The sequence below is a fragment of the Larkinella bovis genome (assembly GCF_042655385.1).
GTDB lineage: Bacteria > Bacteroidota > Bacteroidia > Cytophagales > Spirosomataceae > Larkinella > Larkinella bovis.
On sequence record NZ_JBHSMA010000002.1, the window covers coordinates 736,124 to 760,156 of the forward strand.

The window sequence follows — 24,033 nt, forward strand, 5'->3', positions numbered from 1 at the left end:
AATGGGTTTAGAATGACTGCAACTGATCCGATTCAAAGATATGCTTTCCGACCAGTTCCTGTTGCGCTTTCTGACACATCACCGTAGCGACGCGTTCGGCGCGGATGCCTTTGTAACGGGCGGGAATCAGCGGATTCAATAACCGCATCAGCCCGGCGCCGATGCGTTCGCCCAGCCGGAATTCTTTCCGGTCGCCGAGCAGGAGCGAGGGGCGGAAAATCAGTAGGGTCGGGTAGTCCAGCGCACTGAGGTCGCGCTCGAGTTCGCCTTTGACCCGGTTGTAGAAAAATGAGGAATTAGGATTGGCCCCCAGGGAGGAAACCAGTAAAAATTGCCGGGCCTGGTTGACCAAAGCCTGCCTGGCAACGTCTAAGGGATATTGGTAATCAACTTTTCGAAACGCTTCGCGCGAACCCGCCTGTTTCAGGGTGGTGCCGAGGCAGCAGAAAATGTCGTCAGCCTGGACCAAAAGGCCGTTCGGGTGATCAAAGTCGTACTGAATTTCCTGTAAACGAGGATGTTGCCAACCCAGCGAATGCCGCACTAATACTTTTACTTTTTCGTACGCGGCCGTATCGACCAGGCGGTGCGTCAATGCGGTGCCGATCAGTCCGGTCGCTCCGATAACAAGGGCGGTTTTTGAAGGTGGTTGGGTCATTCGTGGGGAAATTTCTGTTAAAGAATACTAATTTATAGGCGAGTATTTGTTTTTTAACCATCTTTTCTCAAAAAACTACTCAATGAGTCGACTAGAGCCTTCGTTCCGTCGCTTTTACTGGCTGATCGCCCTTCCGGTCCTGCTGGCGTTTGGCGGGGCCGATCCCGATTTTCCGACCCGTCTGGTCGAGCGCTTACAGGCTTTCAACTCGGCGTTTCCGAAAGAGAAAGTCTACGTTCAGACCGACCGACCGTATTACACGGTTGGCGAAACGATCTGGATAAAGGCGTATTTATTCGACGGCCCGTTGCACCAGGCCGATTCTGTCAGTAAAGTGGTCTACGTCGATCTGGTGCAGATTGACAGCCGGAAAGTGATGGTTCACCGGGTGCTGCCGGTGGAGCATGGCTACGCGACCGGTGACATCGCACTGGGTGATTCGCTGGCGTCGGGCGGCTATCTGCTGCGGGCCTACACGGGCTGGATGCGGAATTTTTCTGAAGATTATTTTTTCACTAAACCGCTTACCCTGCTGCGAACCGACGCGGACAATGGCCCACCGGTGACGGGGCAACCCACGATGCCCCGGCCCGATGTGCAGTTTTTCCCGGAAGGCGGGCAGTTGATCAACGGCATTGAAGGGCGGGTGGCGTTTAAAGTGACCAGTCCGGCGGGCAAAGGTCTGGATGCTTCCGGTTTTGTACTCAATTCGGCAAAGGATACCGTGAGCGGTTTTTCGTCGAAACACCTGGGGATGGGGCACTTCCCCCTAAAACCGGAAACCGGGCAGCTCTATACGGCTTTCGTTAAACTCGCCGATGGCAGTATGCACACGTTTCCGCTGCCCGAAGCCCGTCCGGAAGGGTACGTTATGGTCGTCGACAATGTAACAAACCGGGATAATGTTCGGGTATACATCAAAAATAACAAACCGGCCAGCGTGCAGGGCAAGTTTACACTCATTGCCCAATCGCGCGGAAAACCGATCCAGGTAGCGCTGGGCGACGTCGGCAAGAAGGCGGTGGTGATGCAGATCGCGCGGCAATTATTCCCGGACGGGATTTCGCAGATTACCCTGTTCGACGAAACCAATCAGCCGGTTTGCGAACGGCTGGTGTTTGTGGATAAGAATAACCGGCTGACCATCCACCTGAAACCGTCGAAACCGGTGTTCAGCCCGCGCGAAAAAGTGCAGGTTGATGTGGCCGTAACGGACGCCAGTGGCGCGCCGGTTCGGGCCAATCTGTCGCTGGCGGCCACCGATGCGGCCCAGGTGCTGGAGAAGGAACCCTATGCCACCGACCTGGTTTCGTACCTGCTGCTGAGTTCCGACCTGAAAGGCACCATCGAGCAACCCGGTTATTACTTTAATCCGGCGAACAAAGAACGCGTGCCCGATCTGGATGTGCTAATGATGACGCAAGGCTGGCGCCGGTTTGTCTGGAAAGAGGTTCTGCAGGAGTCGTATGTTCCGGCTAAATACCCCATCGAAGAAGGCCTGACGTTCTCGGGGCAGGTGGTCCGGGCCAATCAGAAAGCGTCCGGCGTGGCTAACCTGACTTTTATGGTGATGCAGCCCGACAGCTCGCGGGATGTGCTGGCGGGTGAATCCGACGAGAACGGGCGGTTTATTGTGCAGGGGCTGAATATCCTCGATTCAACCAAGGTACTGATTCAGGCGACCATTGGCAAAAATAACCGGAATGTGGACGTGAAACTGAATGAATTTTACAGCCCGACGCTCACCGTAACCCAGGTTCCGTATAACCCGCTGGTTTTCCAGCGCGACGAGCTGGCGGATTATCTGAAACGGGCCAAAGAATACCTGGATATTGAACGGCAAATCCGGCAAAACCGCGAGATTTTACTGAAGGAAGTCACCGTCCGGAAAAAGAAGGAAGCGCCGGCGGATTCGCGGAAGATTTACGGTCAGGCCAGCAATACGCTGAAAGTCGATCAAACGATGATGGGGGGCGCCATGAACGTGCTGGATTTGCTACGGGGCCGGATTGCGGGGGTGAGCGTGTCGGGCAGCGCCATGAATCCGACGGTTCAGATTCGCGGGTCGGTCAATTTTCAGGGCGTGGTTGAGCCACTGTTTACGCTGGACGGCGTACCGGTCGATAAATCGAGCATCGTGTCGATTCCGGTTTTTGACGTTGATTACATCGATGTCCTGAAAGGGGCCAATGCGGCCATTTTCGGCAGTCGGGCGAGTGGGGGCGTGATTGCGGTATACACCAAACGGGGGTCGCCCAATTACGACTATACCCAGGAGAAAGTGCCTGGCACGCTGGTGGCAATCTTACCCGGTTTTCGGCTGGCCCGCGAATTTTATGCGCCCAAATACGACCAGCCGAAGCCCGAACACGTTCGCCCGGACTACCGTCCGACGCTGCACTGGGCTCCGATGATCCAGACCGGAGAGGACGGCAAAGCGCAGGTGACTTTTTTTGCTTCCGATGCCCGCAGCCCGATTCGCCTGCTGGTTGAAGGGGCTTCTGTCGACGGCCGACCGGGCGTGGGAAAAGCGGTTTTTGAAGTAAAATGACGGTTTACTGGTTACGGTACTCGCTGGTTGGGTGCGTTAGTCAACCGGAAGCCAACTACGGTAAACCGGTTTTAATTTGTAATTTACCACCCTGAACCCTTATCGAAATGCTATGAAAAAAAGTATGCTGTCGGTGCTGTTGGCGGCAAGCAGTTGCCTGACCTTGGCCCAAACGCCCTATCCCTCCCTCGGTTCGATCGAGCGTCTGGATCCGAAACTGGATGCCCTGCTGGCGAAAGACGCCAGGCTGGAGGTGCTGGCCAGTGGGTTTGACTGGTCCGAAGGGCCGGTTTGGGTGAAAGGAGCCGGGAATGCGGACGGCTATCTGCTGTTTTCGGATGTGCCCCAGAACACCATTTTTAAATGGTCGGAAAAAGAAGGATGCAAGCCGTTCATGAAACCGTCGGGCTACACCGGCGTGGCGGCTTACGGGGGCGAACCGGGCAGCAACGGGCTGGCACTGGATGGCAAAGGCCGACTGATTTCGGCGGAACATGGCGACCGGCGGATTTCGGCGCTGGGGCTGGATGGCGTGTCGGGCGGGAAGAAAACGCTGGCCGATACGTACGGCGGAAAACGCTTCAACAGCCCCAACGACGTGGCCCCGCACTCCAATGGCAGTGTCTATTTTACGGACCCGCCGTATGGCTTGCCGGGCCGCGAGAACGATACCAAAACCCGGGAGCTGAGCATTCACGGCGTTTACCGGGTGGCTCCCGACGGCAAAGTGACCCTGCTCATCGACGACCTGACCCGGCCGAACGGCATTGCCTTTTCGCCCGACGAAAAAACGTTATACATCGCGCAGTCTGATCCCGAAAAACCGTATATTATGGCCTATCCCGTGCAGACCGACGGAACCGTGGGCAAAGGCCGGATTTTTTACGACGCCACCGAAGGGGTGAAGCAGAAGCTGCCCGGTTTACCCGATGGCCTGAAAGTCGATAAAAGTGGGGTTGTCTGGTCAAGCGGTCCGGGGGGCATTCTGATTATTGCACCCGACCGGCCCGATGGACCGGGTAAACTGCTGGGGCGTATCCGAACCGGCGTTGCGACGGCCAACTGTGCATTTGGCAACGAGGGTTCTACGCTCTATATCACGGCGGATATGTACCTGATCCGGATCAAAACGCTGGCCAAAGGATTCTGACAACCGAAAAACCGGTTCGGTATCCGTAAAATAACTCTTAATTCTTACCGTTTGATTCATCAGTCCTACGCCTTCTCTCGTTATATTTGTAACTAAGTTGGCACGAATCGTGAGGAAAGGATTTACGGGATAAAGAGTTATGCTTGAGAACAGAAAATACATTGTCATCGGCGTTTTCTGTCTGGTTGGGCTGGTCTATCTGGCGCGTTTGTTTTATCTGCAAATTCTGGATGACAGTTATTCGCTGGAGTCGTCGAGTAACTCCATCAAACGGGTGATCGAGATTCCGTATCGTGGCCAGATCTACGACCGCAACGGGAAACTCATCGTATACAACAATCCGGTTTACGATCTATACGTCACTCCTAAAAAAGTATACATTCCGGATACGGTAGCCTTCTGTCAGTTGATGGGACTGGAGCGCCCCGAATTCGACAGCATTATGGCGAGTGCCAGAGCCTATTCGTCCAACAAACCCTCGTTGTTTTTGCGGCAGTTGTCCAAGGAGGATTTTGCCCGGATTCAGGATGCCCTGGTGGATTATAAAGGGTTCGAACACGTAACCAGTTCGACCCGGACTTACCCGGCGCGCACCCTGGCCAATGCGCTGGGGTACGTGAGCGAAATCAGCAAAAAGCAACTCGATGAGCAGGAGACGCCCTACTACCGGCAGGGTGATTACATTGGCCATAGCGGACTGGAGGAACAGTACGAATCGGTATTACGCGGGCAGCGGGGCATCAAGTTTGTAATGCAGGATGTGCACGCCGTACCGAAAGGGTCCTGGAAAAATGGGGCCTTTGATTCGCTGGCGGTTGCGGGTAAAAACCTTTATACCGGCATCGATGTCGAAATTCAGCAATATGCCGACACGCTGATGCAGAACAAGGTGGGCAGTGTGGTGGCCATCGAACCGTCGACCGGCCAGATTCTGGCGATGGTGTCGGCACCGACGTATGATCCCAATATTTTATCGAGCCGGTATTTTTCCAAAAGTTATTCGCAACTGGCGAAAAACCCGTATAAACCGCTGATCAACCGCCCGGTCATGGCGAGTTACCGGCCCGGCTCAACGTTCAAGCTGATTCAGAGTCTGGTGGCCCTGCAAGATGGTGCGGTTTTGCCCAGTTCGATTTTCAGCCACGCGGGCGTTCCGATGAAGTGCCACTGCAACCGGTCCGGTCGTCTGAATCTGTCGGGGGCCGTTCAGTATTCCTGCAACCCCTACTTCTACCACGTTTTCCGGCGGCTGCTGTATAACAACTCGGAGCGCAATACCTTCAAGGCATCGGCGATGGGCCTGCACCACTGGCACGATATGGTGGCCAAATTCGGAATCGGACAGCAGTTGGGAATCGATTTGCCGAGTGAACGGAAAGGGAATTTGCCCGATGCGGATTATTACAACCGGATGTACGGTGAGAAACGCTGGAAATTTTCCACGATTTATTCGCTCAGCATTGGCGAAGGCGAGTTGCTGATTACGCCCCTGAAAATGGCGAACGTAGCGGCTATTATTGCCAACCGGGGCTGGTTTTATACTCCCCATCTGGTGGCCGGAATCGGCAAACCGGGTGAGGGCATCGATCCGAAATACCTCGAAAAACGCGATGTAGGCATTAACCCCGCCTTTTTCGAGTACGTCGCCGAAGGCATGCAGGGGGCGGTTGAGCACGGAACCGTTACGGCAGGGGCCATCATTCCGGGTATCACCATGTGCGGAAAAACCGGGACGTCCCAGAACAAAAAAGGAAAGGATCATTCGATTTTTGTGGCCTTTGCGCCCCGCGAGAATCCCAAAATTGCCATCGCCGTGTTTGTGGAAAACGCGGGCTGGGGTGGGGTGGCTGCGGCTTCGGTGGCCTCCCTCGTAATTGAAAAATACATCAAACGGCGCGTCGATAATCTGGCACTGGAAAAGAAAATAAAAGAAGCGAACTACCTGCCGGCCATCACCCCTCCCAAGAAACCTGCACCCATTCCTAAAAAAATTGAAACACCCCGGGATTCGGCGGCAAAACCGCTGATCGTGAAAACCGCCCCGCAGCGGACGGCAAGCCCGGCGGAACCCAACTTACTGGTGGCCCAATCGGTCACCGCGAACGGAAATTAATTCATCATTAATCATTCTATATTCCCTTGGTTTCGCGCGAACCACAGATTACGCAAAACATCGATTGGGTGACACTCATGCTGTATATAGCCTGTGTGTTAATGGGTTGGCTAAATGTTTACGCAGCCGTTTATAGCCCGGAATCCCAAACGAGTCTGTTCGATTTATCGACCAATGCCGGAAAGCAGTTGATGTGGATCGGCACCACGGTTTTGTTGATTATTGCCATTCTGGTCATCAACTACCGGTTTTGGGATACTTTTGCCTTTGTAATTTACGGGATTACCATTCTGTCGTTGCTGCTGGTGTTGGTGGCCGGCTCGAACGTCAACGGATCGCGGTCGTGGTTCAAATTCGGCGGTTTTTCCATCCAGCCCGCCGAATTTGCCAAACTGGGAACGGCCCTGGCGCTGGCCCGGTACATCGATTATCCGAACGTTAACCTGACCAAGCTGAAAGACCAGCTCTGGTGCGTCGGCATCATCGCTTTGCCCGCTTTGCTCATCATTGCTTCGAATGAAACCGGGTCGATGCTGGTGTTTGCGTCCTTCATCATCATGCTATACCGCGAAGGATTGCCGGGGATTTATCCGCTGATTGCCATTGTGGTCATTACGCTCTTCATTCTGACGCTGATTGTCCCGAAGCTGTATTTGTTTGTGGCCATTCTGGCGCTTGGTATTGTGGCTATTTTCCTGACGCCCCGCTACCAGCGATCCTTTCAGAATATTATGGTCATTGGTATTACGGCTTTCTCGATGATTGCGGTCGTGGCCGGGGTCGACTTTTTTGTGAATAGTGTTCTGCAGAAACACCAGCAAAACCGGATCAAAGTCTTGATCAATCCGGCGGCTGATCCGCTGGGGGCGGGCTGGAATGTGACACAGGCCAAGATTGCCATTGGGTCCGGGCGGCTTCAGGGGAAAGGTTTTCTGGAAGGGACCCAGACCAAATTTGACTTCGTTCCCGAACAGAGTACGGACTTCATTTTCTGCACGATCGGTGAAGAACACGGTTTTGTCGGGAGCCTGATCGTGGTAAGCTTGTTTGTTTTCCTGTTGTGCCGGATTGTTATTCTGGCCGAAAAACAACGAACGCGTTTTGCGCGGGTGTATGGCTACTCGCTGGCGGGGATTCTCTTTTTCCACCTCATGATCAACGTCGGCATGACGATTGGGCTGATGCCCGTCATAGGAATTCCACTCCCGTTCTTCAGCTACGGCGGGTCATCGCTCTGGTCGTTTTCGATTCTGCTCTTTATTTTCCTGAAACTGGATTCCCGGCGGGTCGGCATGTTTACGCGGTAGCTTTTCGGTATACGGTTTTCAGAAACCAAGAACCGCCATTCACTAAAACCGTATACCGTATACTGAAAACCGTCAGACCACTTTCACCGCAATCCGGTGACAGGCGTTGTTGCAGTAACCTTCTGGATTCCATTGGGGCATCACCATCGGCTGCGAAACCCCCGCATCGTCGACCGCCCGCGCCCAGATTTCGTAATAACCTTTCCGGGGCAATTTCAGGTCGAGGGTCCAGTGTTGCCAGGCCAGGCGGTTTTTGGGGGGCTGTAGTTTACAGCTTTGCCAGGTACTGCCAAAATCGAAGGAGATCTGCATGGATTTGACCGACCGATCCCCCGCCCAGGCATGGCCGCGCAGCGGAATGGATTGCCCGAAGTCAACGGTGGCACCGGTTTTGGGAAACGTAATCAGGGATTTTACCGGCATGGATTCAATAATTTTGAACTGATCTTCCGGTGGATCGACACCCGGCGGAACGGGATTGATCGGCACTTTGTAGCTTTTGCCGGTCATTTTGGCGCCGTCATGTACTTTATTTCGTACCGAAAGGGTATGCAGCCATTTACCCGAAACGGAAGCGGGCCAGCCGCCAATCACCAGCCGGAGCGGAAAACCGTGTGTCAGGGGAATATCCTGCCCATTCATGGCCCAGGCAATCAGGGTTTCATCTTCCAGGGCTTTTTTCATGGGAACGCCCCGCGAAATGACCGGCTTGGTCGGATCCTGGCTCACGTGCAGATCCTTGCCGTAATAACCGATATAAACCGCATCGTCCTTCAGGCCCACGTCGGCCAGAATGTCTTTCAGGCGAACGCCGGTCCATTCGGCACAACTGACGGCACCATCGGTCCACTGGTTGCCAGCAGCCTGGGGAACGTAACCCGCCCGCCCATTTCCGGCGCATTCGAGAACCAGCTGGTACGTATAGGTCTTGAACCGCTTTTTCAGGTCGTTTAAGGTATAGGTTTTGGGGGCTTTTACCGATTCTCCGTTAATCGTCAGCTTCCAGTTCGCGACATCAATGTGCTCCGGAATCAGACCGTTGTTGCGGATAAACATCTTATTGGCGGGGGTGATTGCATCGTCGAGCAGGTGAGCCGGTGCTTCGACATTCCAGGGTTTATCGTTCAAAACCGTCATGTCTTTGTCTTTGGCCACCATCGGATTGGGCTCGGCAAAAACCAGCGGCACGTAGTTGGCAGGCAGGTGTTCGGCAAAGGCGATTTTGGTACCCCAAAAACCGGCTATCGTGGCCAGTGTGCTTTTTTTGAGAAAACCCCGACGGTCGGAAAACGAAGAATGGTCCATTGAAAGTTGGGTTTAAGACGTCAAAAATAGCAAAAAAAGACCTGCCAAGGTAAATCCCGGCAGGTCGATTACGTGGTGGTTGCCATAAATCCGGCACGACTTACACCACGGCTTCGCGGTGAATGATGGCTTCCCGATCCGGCCCGGTCGAAATAAAGCTGATGGGCAGGTGCAGTTCGGCTTCCAGAAAATCGATGTAAGCCGCCAGTTCAGCGGGTACTTCTTCAAACGTATGGAAATCCGTCAGGGCGGTTTGCCAGCCTTTGAATTCTTTATAAATCGGCGTTACGGCCGTATCGCACAGATCGTAAGGCAACTGCTCGGTGAGCGTGCCATCGGGCAACTGGTAATGCGTACAGACGTTAATCGTTTCAAAAATGTTCAGCACGTCAACTTTCATCATGATCAGTTGCGTGACTCCGTTGATCATGATGGCGTATTTCAGCGCGGGCAGATCGAGCCAGCCGCACCGACGCGGGCGTCCTGTGGTGGCACCAAATTCCCGGCCTTCGGCCCGCATCCGCTCGCCGGTTTCGTCCAGCAGTTCGGTGGGGAAGGGGCCACTCCCGACGCGCGTACAGTAGGCTTTGAAAATCCCGAAGACTTCACCAATCTGTCGGGGAGCGATGCCCAAACCGGTGCAGGCACCCGCCGTCATCGTATTCGAACTGGTCACAAACGGGTAGGAGCCGAAATCGATGTCGAGCAGGGAACCCTGCGCCCCTTCGGCCAGGACTTTCTGACTGGCGTTCAGCGACCGGTTTACTTCGTACTCGCTTTCGACCAGTTGGAATTGCTTCATGAACTCCACCGCATCGAAAAACTCAGCCTCTGCCTGTGGCAGAACCGACTGATAATCAAACTGGTGGTGATCCAGCGTGATTTTATGAATACTAACGAGTTTATCGTATTTAGCCCGGAAATTGGGCGAGAGAATGTCGCCCACGCGCAAGCCCTGCCGGGCTACTTTGTCTTGGTAGGTCGGGCCAATCCCGCGCAGGGTGGAGCCGATTTTGGAGTCTCCCTTGGCCTGCTCATACGCGGCATCGAGCAGCCGGTGAGTCGGCAGAATAATCGACGCTTTCTTGGAAATAAAGAGATTTTTGGTCAGATCAAGCTTGTATTTGGCTAAACCGTCGATCTCTTTCCGGAAAACAATGGGGTCGAGAACGACACCGTTGCCAATGATATTTTTGATATCCCCCCGGAAAATACCCGACGGAATCTGGTGCAACACATGCTTGAAACCGTCGAATTCCAGCGTATGACCCGCATTGGGACCACCCTGAAACCGGGCCACTACTTCGTACTGGGGGGCTAGTACATCCACAATTTTCCCCTTGCCTTCGTCGCCCCATTGAAGGCCGAGTAATACATCTACCATAATAAATAGTTAAAGATAAAGACTGCGTTCATGAAGTCGGTCTTTGTCGTTGAAGCGTAATAGTCAGACGGTCGCCGTTATTCGCCGTGTTCCTGTAGGGCCTGTTCTTCCTCGTTTCTGGTGCGGTTTTCGCACGCATCACGCTGACAACTGCCGTAGAAAATCAGCGAGTGATGCATGACGTTGAATTTCAGCATATCCCCAACCAGCGACTGGATGTTCTGCACGCGGGGGTCGCAGAATTCCATCACGTGGTGGCAGTCCGTACAGATGATGTGATCGTGCTGTTTATAGCCGTACGATTTTTCGTACTGGGCCAGGTTTTTGCCAAACTGGTGTTTGGTTACCAAATCACAGTCTACCAGGACGTCGAGCGTGTTGTAAACCGTGGCCCGGCTGACCTGGTATTTTTTATTTTTCATCGAGATGTAGAGTTCGTCCACATCAAAATGGTCTTCGCGGTTGTAGATTTCGTCCAGAATGGCGAAGCGTTCCGGAGTTTTCCGAAGGGCTTTGCTTTCCAGATAAGCCGTAAAAATCTTTCTTGCGGCCTCAAGATTGGCTTGTTTCGCTACTGGCATAACTTCTCAAATATGGGTTTAGAGATTGGAGCAGGAGGTTCAGCAGGATAATGATCAGAAAATTACGGATTCAACCCACCGCATTCAAGCCCTAAACACGCTTACGAAATACAAAATTAATCAAACCGAGCTACTTTCACGACTCCGTCTACTTTTTCGAGTTTTTTCATCAACTCTTCCAGGTGTCGCGTATTATGAACGTATAACTTCAGAGTTCCTTCAAAGATTCCGTCTTTCGAATCGATAGTGATCGAACGGATATTGATGTGCAGTTCGTTACTGATGATTTTGGTAACGTCGTTGACCAGCCCGACGCGGTCGGTGCCCGTGATCCGTAAGCCGGCCAGAAAGGCCAGGTCGCGCTGGGAGGTCCATTTGGCCTTAATGATCCGGTTGCCGTGGTTCGACATCAGTTCGACGGCGTTGGGACAGGTGGTCCGGTGAATTTTGATGCCTTCGTTCACCGTCACAAAACCGAATACGTCGTCGCCCGAAATCGGGTTGCAGCACTTGGCCAGGGTGTAATCAATCCGGTCCATGTCTTCACCGATCAGCAACATATCGGCATCGGCCCGTTCACCGTGGATTTTCTTCAGTTCTTTTTCAAACTGCTTGCCGTCCTGCAGCGTGTCCGTGTTGAGTTTGTTCTGCCGGTTTTCCTTGGCTTCCTTGTCGGACTTGAACCGCTTCAGTTCCTGGATATCGATATGTCCCTTGCCAACGCGGTAAAAGAAATCGTTGGACGTTTTGGAGCCGAAATACGCCCGAAGCTGGTTGAGGACTTCGTTCGTCATTTCCAGACGCAGCGTTTTCAGCTTCCGGGCCACCATTTCGCGCCCGTCCGTGATATGCTGCTTATTCTCCTCCTTGATGAGGTCCTTGATTTTGGTTTTGGCCTTCGAGGTGACCACAAACCGCAGCCAGTCCTCGTTCGGTTTTTGCTTGTTCGAGGTAATGATTTCAACCTGATCGCCATTGTTCAGCACGTGGCTCAGCGGCACCAGGGTCGTATTGACTTTAGCCGCCATGCACCGCGCTCCGATCTGGGTGTGAATGTCGAAGGCAAAATCGAGGGCGGTGGCCCCGCGTTGCAATACTTTCAGATCACCTTTGGGCGTAAACACAAAGACTTCTTCGCTGTAAAGATTGCTCCTGAAATCGTCGAGAAACTCGATGGCTGCGGTTTTTTCGTTGCTGGCTGATTCGAGCATTTCGCGGACCTGACTGATCCAGGATTCAATTCCCTTGGCGGTCTGGGTTTCGTTGCCTTTGTACTTCCAGTGCGCTGCGTAGCCTTTTTCGGCGATTTCGTTCATTCGGGCGGTCCGAATCTGTACTTCCACCCACTGCCCGGCTTTACTCATGACCGTCGTATGCAGGGATTCGTACCCATTGGCGCGGGGCGTACTGATCCAGTCTTTCAGCCGGTCGGGATTCGGTTTGTAGTGATCAGTTACGACCGAATAGGCCTGCCAGCACGCGTTTTTTTCGTGTTCCAGCGCCACGTTCAGCACAATCCGGATCGCAAACAGATCGAAGATTTCTTCGAACGGTTTTTTCTGTTTGCTTAACTTATTGTAAATGGAATAAATGGATTTCGGACGTCCTTTTATCACAAAATCATACCCCAATTCTTTGAGATCCGCTTCAATCGGCTCGATAAACCGGGCAATGAACCGGTCGCGGGAGGCTTTGGTTTCCCGGAGTTTCTGGGCAATGTCTTTGTAAGCCTCCGGTTCGGCGTACTTCAGGTACAGGTCCTCCAGCTCCGACTTAATGGCGTACAACCCCAGCCGGTGGGCGAGGGGAGCGTAGATGTAAATGGTTTCGGAGGCAATCTTGAGCTGCTTGTCGCGCGGCATCGAATCGAGCGTCCGCATGTTGTGCAGCCGGTCGGCGAGTTTAATCAGAATCACCCGCACATCGTCCGACAGCGTCAGGAGCATTTTGCGGAAATTCTCGGCCTGCTGCGACGTGCCGTATTCGAATTTGCCCGAAATTTTGGTCAGCCCGTCGATAATCCGTGCGACTTTCGGCCCAAAAAGCCGGTCGATATCGGAAATGGTCATCTCGGTATCTTCGACCACATCGTGCAAGAGTGCAGCCACGATCGAGGTCGTCCCCAGCCCGATTTCTTCGACCGCAATCTGAGCAACAGCCAGGGGGTGATAAATATACGGTTCGCCCGACCGGCGTCGCATGCTTTGGTGGGCTTCGAGCGACGTATTAAACGCCTTCTTGATCAGCTTGGCGTCATTATCCTTCAACATCGGTTTCGCTTCCCGTAACAGACGCCGGTAGCGCTTCAATATTTCTTTCCGTTCCAGATCAAGCTCATTGACCGGTTCCGCGGTTATATTCATAAGAGGGTGGCCTTCTTTCGTTATACGCTGCATCCCATCCGGGATGCAGGATATACACTAATATAAAATATCGGTCGCAGCAATTCAAAGGATACCGTCAAAAAATAATCCTCCTGTGCGAATAGGTTGTGTAGTACCAAAATCATTCGTACTTTTGCAGGCCAAAATACGAGAAGGCGATTTGATTGGGTGATTCGAAGAGGAGCCGCCAGAGTCATAACGTCGGATCGGGAGCAAGTGGTATTTGCGGGCGTGGCGAAATTGGTAGACGTGCCAGACTTAGGATCTGGTGCCGCAAGGCATGGGGGTTCGAGTCCCTCCGCCCGTACTAAAGTAACGAAAGAGTGAAAGGGTGAAAGAGCGAATCGGCTTCGGTACGTATTTCATTCTTCCACTCTTTCGCTCTTTCACTCTTTTAATAATTACATCGTGGAAATTGCATTAGAGAAATCAACGGAAACCAATGCGTCGCTGAAAATCAAGCTGTCGAAAAGTGATTATCAGCCGGAAGTCGATAAGAAACTGAAAGACTATGGCCGCCGGGCCAGCATCAAAGGATTCCGTCCGGGGAAAGTGCCCCCCTCGTTGATTCAGAAAATGTACGGCCGGAGTGTGCTGGTGGAGGAGATCAACGAGTTGCTGAAAAATACGGTTAACAACTACATCCGCGACAATAAATTACAGGTCGTGGGCGATCCGTTGCCCGACCGCGAACAGGCCGATGCCATCGACTGGGACAGCCAGAGTGAATTCGAATTCATCTACAATCTGGGGCTGGCTTCTGACTTTGAAGTGAATTTCGACGCCCTGCCGCCGGTGCCGGCGTATGAGATTCAGGCGGGTGAAGCCGAACTGAACAGCACGATCGAAGAACTGAAAACCCGGTTTAGCGGCCATTCGCACGCGGATGAGTCGGCGGAAGGCGATATGATCTACGGCGAACTGAAGCAGGACGCCAACGGGGAAGGAGAACCGTTCGAGACCAAAACCGCCCTGCCAACCAAGCAGATTGCCGCCGACGAACTGGCGAAATTCATTGGCCTGAAAAAAGGGGATACCGTTACGTTTGACATCCAGAAGGCGTTCCCGGACGAGAAATCGCGGGGGCTGGCAACCGGTCTGAAAGCCGAAGAAGCCGCCGGTCTGGAAGGTGAATTTACGTTCACGGTGGATGATGTGACGCGCAACGAACCCGCCGAAATCGGTCAGGATTTTTTTGACAAAGTGCTCGGCAAAGATGCGGTTGAAAACGAGGAGCAGTTCCGGGAAAAAGTACTGGAAATCATTCGGAGCAATTATGCCCGCGAAGCGACGACACTGCAACGGATTGACATTGAGCAAGTACTGCTCGACACTATTTCAATTTCATTGCCCGATGAATTCCTGAAAAACTGGCTGCTCGAAACCAACGAAGGCAAAATAACCGAAGCCGAAGTGGAGGAGCAGTATGATGCGTTTGCGCGCTCGGTGAAACTGCAACTGATCAAAAACAAAATCGCCAGCGAGAACGAAATCAACGTTTCGTACGAGGACGTCCTGAACGCAACCCGGTCGATGGTGCGGGAACAGTTCGGCTTCTACGGTGAGGATGAGCAGATGAACCAGAGCATCGACAAGATTGCCCAGCAGTACCTGATGGACGAGAAAGGCAATAACTACATGCAGATGTACAACCGCATGTCGGACGACAAGGTGATTGAACTCATCAAAAGCAAACTGACGCTGGAACCGCGGACGATTTCCGTGGATGAGTTTAAGGAACTGGTCAGCGCCCGCCAGCCCCAGGCATAAGCCCTGGCGAGAGAGCCTACATTTTAAGCATTCAGGAATCGGGTTTTGAGCGATCACCGCCGTCAGGGTTTATACCCGCTGCGGGTGTCGGTCAGAACCCGATTCGGTTTCGTTCGGTGGGGGCAGTGAGGCTGCGAACCACCTCGACCAGCGCCAGGTCTTCGGCTTTGCGTTTCCAGTAAGCTACTTCCAGCCGGAGCTTTTCAATTTCGAGTTCATTTCGTTCCTGTTCGGATTTCAAGGATTCGACCTGGTGAACCACTTCGGCGGGGTATAATTCGGGGGAAGGATGCAGCTCGCCCGAAAGCAATTGGGGGGCGGTGGTCCCCAGAGCCGTCGAAATCTGTTGTAGCCGCGAAACCGTAAGGTCGGTTTTGCCCCGTTCGATGTCGCCGTATGCGGTGGTGGAAAGGCCCAGCATATCGGCCATATTTTCCTGCGAATACCCCTTCTGCTGGCGCAACAAACGGATTTGGGTGCTAATGTTCATACGTTCTCAAGAAATTCTGACAATATAATAAGTCAAACCGACTATCAAAATCGGGTTCGATTGCTCATTTTTGTATCGTAACAACGGCGACGGGGAAGTTGGTTTCAACCGGTGCTGCCGGTCGTCAATTCCGGTCGTTGCGTAAAAAAAGAAGAAGACCAGTAACCGGATTTTCGAGAGTACGTTAAGTTTGTATTTTCGTTGCGCTAAAACAGACAGAATAATAGTATGAACCAAGGAAATGAATTCCGCAAATTTGCCGTTCACCACATGGGCCTGAACGGACTGACGGTTGACGGCTATATGAACCATACCGTTGAAAATATGACCCGTTCGGTGATTGAAGAACGTCCGATGAATTTCCGCGAGGTGGACGTATTTTCCCGCCTGATGGCCGACCGGATCATCTTCATGGGCATGGGGGTCGATGATAATATTGCCAACATCATTGTAGCGCAGCTGCTGTTCCTGGAATCGGCTGATCCCAAGAAAGACATTCTGATGTACATCAACAGCCCGGGCGGTTCGGTGTATGCCGGTTTGGGTATTTACGACACCATGCAGTATGTCCGGCCGGATGTGGCCACGGTTTGTACGAGCCTGGCGGCTTCGATGGGAGCGGTTTTGCTCTGCGGTGGTGCGGCCGGAAAACGCTCGGCCCTGCCCCACGCCCGGGTCATGATTCACCAGCCGTCGGGCGGTGCTCAGGGCCAATCGGTCGATATCGAAATTACCGCCCGCGAGATCGTGAAACTGCGCGATGAACTGTACGAAATCATTGCGTCGCACTCCGGCAAAACCAAAGAGCAGGTGGAAAAAGACTCCGACCGCGACAAGTGGTTCCGGGCCGAAGAAGCCAAAGAATACGGGTTGATCGACGAAGTGCTGCGTCGCGAGAAATAAAAGACACCAAGCCGTGCCGGAGAACGGGAGCCCTCAAAAACGGCTCCCGTTTTTTGTATACAAAAAGCCCGTACTTTTAAGCCGTTTTAATCAGGAAGCCGATCGGCAACCTAACCACCTAACTCCCATCTCCTCATGAAGCGAAAAATACTCATCGGACTTCTGATTGTCCTGGTTGGCATTCAGTTTATCCGGCCGGCCCGGAACGAGGGCGTCGCCGATACTCCCCAGGACGTGACGCATTTTGTGAATGTGCCGCCGACGGTGATGACGACCCTGAAAACCGCCTGCTACGACTGTCATTCCGACAAAACCGCCTATCCCTGGTATACCCACATCAATCCTATCGGTTTGTGGCTCGGGAATCACGTGAAGGAAGGAAAGGCCGAACTTAATTTTTCCAATTTTGCCCAGTACGACCGGAAACGGATGGATCATAAACTGGAAGAAGTGGCCGAGGAAATTGAAGAAAACCACATGCCGTTGTCGTCGTACCTGATCATGCACGAGGAGGCCAACTTGAGCGACGCCCAGAAGCAGGAGATCATCGAATGGGTCAAAACCGAACGCGCCAAACTCGGGGTGGAACCCGAACCTTGAAAACCGCTTGAAAAAAAAAGCCACCGCCGGTTTTTCTTTTTCGGGAAAACCGGCTCATTCTGACGCCACAACGGCACTTTTTTTCGGAGCGCCCGCCAAGGGCCCAATAAAGTGTAAAAACCGCAACCAAAATTTATAGTATATTTGTCTGGATACGATTTCGGGCTCCAGAGAAATCCTGCTTTTATTGGTTGTGCCGGAAACCGGCAACGGAAATCCAAACGAGACTCATACCGTTTAGAAAAATTTATATGCCACAAGTGAGCTGTTCGTTCTGCGGACGACGGAAAAACGAGGTGACACTCCTGCTTTCGGGCATCGACGCCCATATTTGTAACTTCTGCATCGAGCAGGGGCATCAGGTTGTTTTGGAAGAAACCCGCCCCAAGCGATCCAATCCGGAAGACCGCCCTACCTTCAATCTCATCAAACCGATGGAGATGAAGAAGTACCTCGATCAGTACATCATCGGGCAGGACGAAGCCAAAAAGGTGATGACCGTAGCCGTGTACAACCATTACAAACGGCTGATGCAACCGCCTTCCGACGACGAGATTCAGATCGAAAAATCCAATATCGTGATGGTGGGCGATACGGGAACCGGAAAAACCTACCTGGCCCGGACCATCGCCAAGATTCTCCAGGTGCCCTTCTGCATCGCCGACGCTACCGTGATCACCGAAGCCGGTTACGTGGGCGAAGATGTGGAAACGATCCTGACGCGGTTGCTGCAGGCCGCCGATTATAACGTTGAAAATGCCGAGCGCGGCATTGTGTATATCGATGAGATCGATAAAATTGCCCGGAAGTCCGACAATCCGTCGATCACCCGCGATGTAAGTGGCGAAGGCGTTCAGCAGGCCATGCTGAAACTGCTCGAAGGCTCAATTGTCAACGTGCCACCGCAGGGCGGACGCAAGCATCCCGATCAGCGGATGATTGCCCTCAATACCGAAAATATTCTGTTTATCTGCGGGGGGGCTTTCGACGGCATCGACCGGCACATTGGCAAACGCGTCAATGCCCGCCCTATCGGTTTTTCGGGCGACCGCCGGTTGAATCACACCCTGGAACGCTCCAACCTGATGCGCCACGTTTCGGCCCAGGATCTGAAATCTTTCGGCCTGATTCCGGAACTGATCGGTCGTCTGCCGGTTTTGACGTATCTCGAACCGCTAAGCGCCGAAGCGCTGCGCCGGATTTTGACGGAACCCAAAAATGCAATTACGAAGCAGTACGCCAAGCTGTTTCAGATGGAAGATATCAAACTGCACTGGGACGATTCGGCCCTTGATTACGTGGTCGATCAGGCAATGGTGTATAACCTCGGCGCCCGGGGTTTGCGGTCCATTTGCGAGTCGATCATCACCGATGCGATGTTCGAATTACCATCCGCCGATGGCATCCGGGAGTTGACCATCACCGGCGATTACGCCCGGGAAAAATTCGGGAAATCGTCCCTGCACGTGCTGCGCACAGCAGCCTGATCCGATGCGCAGAACGGGTCCGGCCCGTTCTGCGCATTCAGATTTTTTCGGGAAAACGAACAAATACGGTTTTACACAGTTTTTGCATACGAAGCAACCTTCATGCTTCCTTCGAAACTCAATTGTATCCCGTATGAAAACCTGTTTCCGAAACGTGTTTTACGCGTTGATCGCCACGCTTCTGTTCAACGCCTGTAGCCGTCCCTACGCTACGTATCAAAAAATGCCGGTCGAGCATTTTGCCAGCCAGAAACGCAACGTCGCCACCACACTCCCCGTCGAAACGGTTGCTGAGGCCGTAACGCCGGAAGCGGTTCTGGAACCTTCAACACCTTCGCCCACCCTGACGACGGTGGCTACTACACCATCACCAGCCGCCGAAGTTGCGAAAGCGCAGCAGGCCGTCGATCAGGTGGTAGCCAGCAGCACCAACAAGGTCGTTAACAACAAACTGCAAAAAAGCATGGCCCGCATCCAGGCGATGCTGGGTTCGTCGAGCGATCAGAAAGCGGAACAGGCCAAAGTCGCCAGAAAACACAACCTGGCCGAGCGGCTGATGCTGAAAAATGTCGACAAAAAAATCAAACGGGCCCTGGCTCCCCATAACCCCAATGCTCCCAAAGCCGTCAATATCATCGTGACGATCGGCGCCCTAGTCGCCCTGATCGGGTTGGTTGTTCTGCTGGCCACCACCTCGGATGCCATTGGAACTACCTTGTTGCTGGTGGGGCTGATCCTGCTGCTGGTAGGCTTGATTGTCTGATGAACGTCCTGAACCCGGTTCAGAAAACCGGGTTTCTGGCCTGATTTGACGCAAAATGACCTTTTTTAAGTGCGGTTAATAAAAAAAGCGCCTTGTCGATCGACTTTTGCGTAAAAAAAAGGGCCAAGTTTTGCAGGGATGCCAATCATTCTGCTTTTTTGCCCTTAGTTACAACGAATACACATAACTAATCTAAATCTCCACTTCAAATTACATGAGAACACTTTCCAAACTGGCAGTGTATTCACTGCTGACGTCCGTCTTGTTCAGTGCTTGTAGTCGTCCCTATGCCACCTATCAGAAAATGCCGGTCGAACGCTTTGGCAGCCGTCAGGAGGTTTCGGCCCCCCAGGTCGTTTCGACTCCTTCGGAAAGCGTAGCTGCGGTGACGGAAGAAACACCGGCTTTAACGCCCGCTGAACAGGCAACTCCGCTGACGACCGCGGCTGCCCTCAAAAATGTTGAACAGAAATTGCAGGAAGTGGTCGCCCGTAAAGATAACCAGCTGGCAGGAAACAAGCGGGTGGAAAAACGCATGGCCCGCATCCAGAATCTGTTAGCGGAAGCCAGCACGAAAGCCGCATCAGCCGACAAAACGACGGCTTCGACGACGACCGCCAAGCATAAAATGAATCTGGCGGAGCGGATGATGATGAAGAAAATCGACAAAAAGATAAAAAATACGCTGGCTCCGGATGAGGCCAAAGCCATGAGCCGGACCCTGCGGGCCGGGATCATTTTGGGCGTTGTCGGCTTAATTTTGACCATTTTAGGGATCCCGGTATTATCCTTAATCGGTCTTCTGATGCTGATCGCCGGTTTGGTGCTGATTCTGGTCGACGTGCTCGCCCAGGCCTAACCAACAGGACCTTTTCCGGGATGTTTTCCGGAACAGCATCTTTATGGCGTAGCCATCAGTTTCGTGACTGGTGGCTACGCCAAACTGTTTTTAACCAGTGTGGTTTTTAGAATAAACCACTTTTAAAGCCATTGAAACATGCGTAATAAACCCGTTATAGTGCTGCTCCACGGTCATGGCGTCAATGCCTCCATCTGGGATGCGCTTCAGGCAAGCCTGTCCGGCGATTACAGCGTTGTAAAACCTGACTTTTCGGCGCAAACCCACCACGAAACCATTGAAGCATACGCTGAGGATTTATTCAGCCAACTGCGGGCTGCCGAGGTACAAGCGTGCGTGCTGGTGGGGCATTCGATGGGCGGTTATATCGCTCTGGCGTTTGCCGAACAACACCCGGATCTGGTTCGGGGCCTGGTGCTGCTCAACTCGACGGCCTTTGCCGATACCGACGAAAAAAAACAGGCCCGGCAGAAAACCGTCGAATCCCTGCAGGAGAAGGGAACCGCGCCGTTTATCGAACAAACTGTACCGAAAATGTTTGGCGAACGCTTTGGCCAGAACCGGGCCGACGAAGTACAAAAGTACGTATCGCAGTTCTCAACCCTGCCAACAGAGGCTCTCATTGCGGGGGTGAAATCAATTGCCGCCCGGCCTGATCGGGTAGCGGTTTTGCAAAAAGCAACGTTTCCGGTTTTGCTTATTGCCGGTCAGCAGGACCAGCTCGTGCCGTTCGATAAAAGCCAGGAACTGTTCGACCAGGTGCCACAAGCGGAAACGGTTGTCCTGAAAAACGCCGGTCACCTGGGGGTGATCGAAAGCCCGGAAGAGGTGACTAAAGCCATTCAGGACTTTATCGGTAAAGTATAAGACCTGATGGATTTGCATTCAATAACCGCCGGAATGGCTCTTTAGCAGCTCGGCATGAAACCGGGTGTGCTACCTGATGCCTGGATGAACAATCGTTTTAACGGTTTGGTTACCAGTTGGTTTCTCTTCTACCCCACAGCTTTAGCTGTGGGCTGATACAGGGCCTGTTGGGTAGTTATTGCATGGAAATCAATAAACCGGGTAGGAAAAGCGGTGTTGGGGGAGCCCGGCACCGCTTTTGCGTTAGGGATTCCAAAGCCAGAATACGACCCGGAACGGGTTAACCGAAAAATAAATCATCGGGCTGATCCTTTGGGATTTACCGTACATTGGGCGCCGAAATAAACAGCAAACCGATGACGGAAGTCCTAATGAACGATATGCCCCTACGCACCAAACGCCTGCCCACTGTCGCCGATGTCGAGCGCATTGGTGCGCTGAGTGATCCGGTGGTTCGGAATTTACAGATTACCCACTGTTACCATGAGTTATCAGCGGCCTTCGCCGAACGAGCGGGCGACGGAGCCAACTGGTGTACTTTTGCAACCTGGGCCTCCAAACAGGCAGGCCAGACGATTCGCCGGGAAGACGCAGTCCGCGAACTGGAAGCCCGCTTGCGGATTCAGTCGGAAGCCGGGGAAGCCATCCGGAAACTGGTTGAACTGGTCCGCCGACTGGGCGCCAGACAGCATCCGGACACCATTCGGAAACTCATCTGGGACCGTGTGGTGGTGTCGGCCCTGAACCGCGCCAGCGAAGCTGTCAGCCGGGGTAACCGCAAGGTTTTTGTGGAAATCGGCCGGGAGTTTGCCCGCTTTATGGCGGTTTGCGGGGCCGATACAACGTATACGGTGGAGAATCTCAACCGGTTTTTACAGAGTCTCAAACCGGGAAGCCCGCCCGACGGTCAGCAGTATCTCCGTGAGGCCTTTACGGCCTACTACCACTCTTTTTTTGAAGATGATCCGAAAAAACGGGCGGAGTTGCAGTTGCTGGCAAACCTGGAAATCGGTTTTCACGAACAGACGCGCCTGCAGCCCGAAATTGCCGAATCGCTCGACCTCGCCCCGGTCGATCCGGCGGTGTTGAAAAAACAACTGCTCGACCTGATTTTTCCGGCGGATAGCTGGCTGTTGCGGGGACGGCTTTTATTCCTGGATGTGTTCGGTCAAATCGCACCGCTCGACCGGGCTATCGAAGCCCTGGTGGAACTGCTGCACCGGCAGATTCGGTTGGTGGTGACCGAGCAATTGATGACGATGAGTTTTCCGCCGGATGTCCGGTTGCGGTTGGGTCGGGATCTGACCGTCGGATTTCCGGCTTCCCTGCGCCTGATCACCAATGCAGACCTGCACGAACTGCTGCTGCAAATCGATCCAACGGTCAATAGTTTGCTGGAAACCGGCGCGGTCGACTGGGCCGATTTGCCGGAGCGTATCCACTATATTGCGGATTTGTTCCGCTGTTACCACGAGGTAAAAGACCTGTTCGAAGCTCCTTTTTCACCGGAACAAATCGTGGCTTTAACCGCAGACCGGAAACCGGACGGTCGGCTTTGAACGTCTGCGCCCGGTTCTTGGTTATGAAAAAGCAGGCGGCTGGGCCTGCTTTTTACATTTTTAGCAAAGATTTCCCGCCAGAATGCGTAAAATTGCAAGCTGAAAATCAAGTGCCTGAAATTCGTAATTCGTTTAATCCTGTTTCAAAATGCTTTTCAACGTCTATCCGCTCTACGACATCGAACCCGTTCGGGCGCAGGGCAGCTATTTATGGGACACCAGGGGGGATCGTTACCTCGATTTGTACGGTGGCCATGCGGTTATTTCGGTCGGTCACACGCATCCGAAATATGTCAGGGCACTGACGGAGCAATTGAACCGGATTTCCTTTTACTCCAATTCCGTCCGGATTCCGCAGCAGGAAGAACTGTCGGAAAAGCTGGGCGCTCTGTCGGGCTATCCGGACTATGCGCTGTTTCTTTGCAATTCGGGGGCCGAAGCCAACGAGAATGCCCTGAAACTGGCTTCGTTTCACACTGGCCGGAAAAAAGTGGTCGCGTTTAAAAAAGCGTTCCACGGCCGGACAGCCGGGGCGGTAGCGGCCACGGATAACCCGGCGATTGTTGCGCCGGTCAATTACAACGAACACGTGTCGTTTCTGCCGTTCAACGATACCGAAGCCGCTCAGACCGGGATTACCGACGAAACCTGCGCCGTGATTATCGAGGGCATTCAGGGCGTGGGCGGTATTCAGGTGGCAACCGACGAATTCCTCCGGGCCCTGCGCAAGAAATGCGACGAAACCGGTGCGGTTTTGATTCTGGACGGGGTGCAGTGCGGGTACGGCCGGTCGGGCAAGTTTTTCTCCCACCAGTTCAGTGGCATTACCCCGGACCTGATTTCGATGGCGAAAGGTATGGGCAACGGTTTTCCGATTGGCGGGGTGCTGATTTCGCCCAAATTCAAAGCAAGCTACGGCTTGCTCGGGACGACGTTTGGGGGCAATCACCTGGCCTGTACGGCCGGAATTGCGGTATTGGACATCATGAAGGAAGAAAACCTGATTGAGAATGCCGCCCAGATCGGGGCCTATGTCATGGACGGAATTCGCCAGATTGGCGGTTATAAAGAGCTGCGGGGCCGGGGCCTGATGATCGGGATCGAATACGATTTTCCGGTCGAATCCCTGCGGAACACCCTGTTGTTCGAGCATCATATTTTTACGGGCGTTGCGGGCAAGCATACCATTCGGTTGTTGCCTTCGCTGGCACTGGGCCGCCAGGAGGTGGATGTTTTTCTGGAAGCCCTGAGCAAAGAAGTGCGCGTAATTTCGTAACCGCTAACCCCGACTTTGCTACCTGA

Annotated in this window: 19 protein-coding genes and 1 tRNA gene; 14 read left to right on the forward strand and 6 right to left on the reverse strand. The window is 53.2% G+C overall.

Translation table 11 applies throughout. From position 1 onward, the window contains the following. Nucleotides 1–7: 7 nt before the first annotated feature. A complete protein-coding gene (locus ACFPMF_RS10220; RefSeq protein WP_379844029.1) occupies nt 8–658 on the reverse strand; it encodes an oxidoreductase in 651 nt (216 codons plus the stop codon). Between the two features lie 82 nt (nt 659–740). On the opposite strand from ACFPMF_RS10220, the gene ACFPMF_RS10225 reads away from it, so the two are divergent. The 4 genes from ACFPMF_RS10225 to rodA all read left to right on the forward strand — a co-directional run bounded on the left by ACFPMF_RS10225 (nt 741) and on the right by rodA (nt 7,779). Continuing rightward, the gene (locus tag ACFPMF_RS10225; protein WP_379844031.1) at nt 741–3,209 is read left to right on the forward strand and encodes a TonB-dependent receptor plug domain-containing protein; all 2,469 of its coding nucleotides are present in this window, start codon (nt 741–743) and stop codon (nt 3,207–3,209) included. A 112-nt stretch (nt 3,210–3,321) separates the two neighbouring features. Beyond that, entirely contained in the window at nt 3,322–4,359 is a 1,038-nt protein-coding gene (locus tag ACFPMF_RS10230) for an SMP-30/gluconolactonase/LRE family protein (RefSeq protein ID WP_379844033.1), read from the forward strand. A 139-nt stretch (nt 4,360–4,498) separates the two neighbouring features. Beyond that, on the forward strand, nt 4,499–6,472 hold the full coding sequence (mrdA, locus tag ACFPMF_RS10235; RefSeq protein WP_379844035.1) for a penicillin-binding protein 2: 1,974 nt from the start codon (nt 4,499–4,501) through the stop codon (nt 6,470–6,472). Between the two features lie 77 nt (nt 6,473–6,549). Beyond that, nucleotides 6,550–7,779 carry a rod shape-determining protein RodA gene (rodA, locus tag ACFPMF_RS10240; RefSeq protein WP_379844583.1) on the forward strand — a complete coding sequence of 410 codons (1,230 nt, stop codon included), beginning with the start codon at nt 6,550–6,552 and terminating at the stop codon, nt 7,777–7,779. A gap of 72 nt (nt 7,780–7,851) precedes the next feature. Here the strand turns inward: rodA and ACFPMF_RS10245 are convergent, their stop codons facing one another. The 4 genes from ACFPMF_RS10245 to ACFPMF_RS10260 all read right to left on the reverse strand — a co-directional run bounded on the left by ACFPMF_RS10245 (nt 7,852) and on the right by ACFPMF_RS10260 (nt 13,412). After that, nucleotides 7,852–9,084, reverse strand: a complete 1,233-nt coding sequence (locus tag ACFPMF_RS10245; protein WP_379844037.1) for a sulfite oxidase — start codon at nt 9,082–9,084, stop codon at nt 7,852–7,854. A 100-nt stretch (nt 9,085–9,184) separates the two neighbouring features. Continuing rightward, nucleotides 9,185–10,468: an adenylosuccinate synthase gene (locus ACFPMF_RS10250; protein ID WP_379844040.1), complete on the reverse strand. Its 1,284-nt coding sequence runs from the start codon at nt 10,466–10,468 to the stop codon at nt 9,185–9,187. A 77-nt stretch (nt 10,469–10,545) separates the two neighbouring features. Next, a complete protein-coding gene (locus ACFPMF_RS10255; RefSeq protein WP_379844042.1) occupies nt 10,546–11,049 on the reverse strand; it encodes a Fur family transcriptional regulator in 504 nt (167 codons plus the stop codon). 116 nt (nt 11,050–11,165) lie between these two features. Then, the gene (locus ACFPMF_RS10260; protein WP_379844045.1) at nt 11,166–13,412 is read right to left on the reverse strand and encodes a RelA/SpoT family protein; all 2,247 of its coding nucleotides are present in this window, start codon (nt 13,410–13,412) and stop codon (nt 11,166–11,168) included. Nucleotides 13,413–13,658: 246 nt separating this feature from the next. On the opposite strand from ACFPMF_RS10260, the gene ACFPMF_RS10265 reads away from it, so the two are divergent. Both ACFPMF_RS10265 and tig read left to right on the forward strand, forming a co-directional pair. After that, nucleotides 13,659–13,740, forward strand: a tRNA-Leu gene (locus ACFPMF_RS10265). A gap of 101 nt (nt 13,741–13,841) precedes the next feature. Then, nucleotides 13,842–15,203, forward strand: coding sequence for a trigger factor (gene tig / locus ACFPMF_RS10270; RefSeq protein WP_379844047.1), 1,362 nt, complete (start codon nt 13,842–13,844; stop codon nt 15,201–15,203). A 91-nt stretch (nt 15,204–15,294) separates the two neighbouring features. On the opposite strand, the gene ACFPMF_RS10275 is transcribed toward tig, so the two are convergent. Next, on the reverse strand, nt 15,295–15,693 hold the full coding sequence (locus ACFPMF_RS10275; protein ID WP_379844050.1) for a helix-turn-helix domain-containing protein: 399 nt from the start codon (nt 15,691–15,693) through the stop codon (nt 15,295–15,297). A 228-nt stretch (nt 15,694–15,921) separates the two neighbouring features. On the opposite strand from ACFPMF_RS10275, the gene ACFPMF_RS10280 reads away from it, so the two are divergent. The 8 genes from ACFPMF_RS10280 to ACFPMF_RS10315 all read left to right on the forward strand — a co-directional run bounded on the left by ACFPMF_RS10280 (nt 15,922) and on the right by ACFPMF_RS10315 (nt 24,007). Next, nucleotides 15,922–16,596 carry a ClpP family protease gene (locus tag ACFPMF_RS10280; protein ID WP_111629419.1) on the forward strand — a complete coding sequence of 225 codons (675 nt, stop codon included), beginning with the start codon at nt 15,922–15,924 and terminating at the stop codon, nt 16,594–16,596. A gap of 135 nt (nt 16,597–16,731) precedes the next feature. Next, nucleotides 16,732–17,196 (forward strand): heme-binding domain-containing protein, encoded by a 465-nt coding sequence (locus tag ACFPMF_RS10285; RefSeq protein ID WP_379844053.1) that lies wholly within the window; start codon nt 16,732–16,734, stop codon nt 17,194–17,196. 251 nt (nt 17,197–17,447) lie between these two features. After that, nucleotides 17,448–18,683, forward strand: a complete 1,236-nt coding sequence (clpX, locus tag ACFPMF_RS10290; RefSeq protein WP_379844056.1) for an ATP-dependent Clp protease ATP-binding subunit ClpX — start codon at nt 17,448–17,450, stop codon at nt 18,681–18,683. Nucleotides 18,684–18,816: 133 nt separating this feature from the next. Beyond that, on the forward strand, nt 18,817–19,446 hold the full coding sequence (locus tag ACFPMF_RS10295) for a hypothetical protein (protein WP_379844059.1): 630 nt from the start codon (nt 18,817–18,819) through the stop codon (nt 19,444–19,446). Between the two features lie 214 nt (nt 19,447–19,660). Beyond that, nucleotides 19,661–20,305, forward strand: a complete 645-nt coding sequence (locus ACFPMF_RS10300) for a hypothetical protein (protein ID WP_379844062.1) — start codon at nt 19,661–19,663, stop codon at nt 20,303–20,305. 138 nt (nt 20,306–20,443) lie between these two features. Next, nucleotides 20,444–21,172 (forward strand): alpha/beta fold hydrolase, encoded by a 729-nt coding sequence (locus ACFPMF_RS10305; protein ID WP_379844065.1) that lies wholly within the window; start codon nt 20,444–20,446, stop codon nt 21,170–21,172. 356 nt (nt 21,173–21,528) lie between these two features. Continuing rightward, entirely contained in the window at nt 21,529–22,731 is a 1,203-nt protein-coding gene (locus ACFPMF_RS10310) for a hypothetical protein (protein ID WP_379844068.1), read from the forward strand. Between the two features lie 148 nt (nt 22,732–22,879). After that, nucleotides 22,880–24,007 carry an aspartate aminotransferase family protein gene (locus tag ACFPMF_RS10315; RefSeq protein WP_379844071.1) on the forward strand — a complete coding sequence of 376 codons (1,128 nt, stop codon included), beginning with the start codon at nt 22,880–22,882 and terminating at the stop codon, nt 24,005–24,007. Nucleotides 24,008–24,033 lie beyond the last annotated feature (26 nt).